The 1158-nt window shown below is 32.0% G+C and carries 2 protein-coding genes and 1 pseudogene; all 3 read left to right on the top strand.

Annotation, left to right across the window (positions count from 1 at the left end):
- A pseudogene (locus DMC01_RS14105) lies at positions 1–189 on the top strand (N-acetylmuramoyl-L-alanine amidase); the annotation flags it as partial.
- The gene (locus tag DMC01_RS12515; RefSeq protein ID WP_142694512.1) at positions 176–619 is read left to right on the top strand and encodes a hypothetical protein; all 444 of its coding nucleotides are present in this window, start codon (positions 176–178) and stop codon (positions 617–619) included. The pseudogene DMC01_RS14105 and the gene DMC01_RS12515, both read left to right, overlap by 14 nt.
- Positions 609–791, top strand: coding sequence for a hypothetical protein (locus DMC01_RS12520; RefSeq protein WP_142694513.1), 183 nt, complete (start codon positions 609–611; stop codon positions 789–791). The genes DMC01_RS12515 and DMC01_RS12520 overlap by 11 nt, the downstream gene beginning before the upstream one ends.
- Positions 792–1158: the final 367 nt, after the last annotated feature.

Here is a 1158-nt window from a genome sequence, read left to right on the forward strand (position 1 = left end):
GGACTTAATTATACACAATATAATGGAAAATGGGAAGAGGCAGCACAAGAGCAAAAAGTTTCAATAAAACATTTGGTGGATATTTTGAAAGCTGAATATGGCCTCACCGATGATGATGTTTATAAACATAACGATATTTCACCACAAAAAACCGGAGGTGAAGCAGATGGATTATATGACAAAGACTAAAATGTTAGCATTGTTTTTGTTGTGTATCGCATTTAGCTTTGCTGAAAATTTAACACCATATTTGCCACCTTATGCAAAAAATTGGAGCAAAGAAACAATAGAAGTACTTGAGATAAACACAGAGATAAATTGGGAAAATAGCGGATTGAGCGATGAAGAAGCATTAAAACATTGTAAAGATTTGCAATCTTTGCCAAAAAATGCCAAACAAATGCAAGATTATTTACACAAGCACATCGTTGTGTGGAGTTTGCATTATTATAGTGGAGATGGATGTATATATCGTGGCAAAGTAAGATTTGATGATAAAATATGGGATTTAGAAAGTGTTGGTGGGCTTACTACTCTACGCAACGATGAGGATATTGACATATATCTTGTGTGTTTATCTAGAAATTGCCACCCAAGAGCGTATAGCGATGAGGAGTGATATTTATGAACTTGACAAAATTTCTTATAAAACCGCTGGTGAGGGTGCTAGTTTGTATGGATTTAGTTGTGCTGATATAATAGCAAATCAAAAAGGGATTGAATATGGCAAAGAATTACTACAAAAAGAAAGAAGCGAAGGTTCATTAGCTAGTAAAACACACCAAATTTGAGCTTATAAACGGACGAGATCATATCAAGGACATAATGTTTTTATTTCGTGTTCTTACAGTTGTGTAGTATAAGAAGCCTTACAAAGGCTAGCTTAGGTCAATTTCACGACAAGGAAATTTTTCTACTTACACTTAAAAAAACTGAATTTATATATAAGAACAAAGTTAAGAATGAAAATTTGTATAAAGCTTTATTGAAATGGCTTAGGAAAATCATAGGTCATTTTAGCTAAAAATATCAAGCATCACATTTTAATATCTCAAGATACTTTAATTTGATACAAGATCATTTTAAAGTATGGAGAACAAAATGAAAAACAAGTATATGATTTATTTCCGAATTGTCTCAAAAGAAATTTAGGGAAAT

It is taken from the genome of Campylobacter troglodytis (genome assembly GCF_006864425.1).
Lineage (GTDB): Bacteria > Campylobacterota > Campylobacteria > Campylobacterales > Campylobacteraceae > Campylobacter_D > Campylobacter_D troglodytis.

Excerpts from the sequence above, each read along its gene's own strand:
- DMC01_RS12515 (WP_142694512.1), top strand. The coding sequence starts at position 176 with ATGACAAAGACTAAAATGTTAGCATTGTTTTTGTTGTGTATCGCATTT.
- DMC01_RS12520 (WP_142694513.1), top strand. The coding sequence starts at position 609 with ATGAGGAGTGATATTTATGAACTTGACAAAATTTCTTATAAAACCGCT.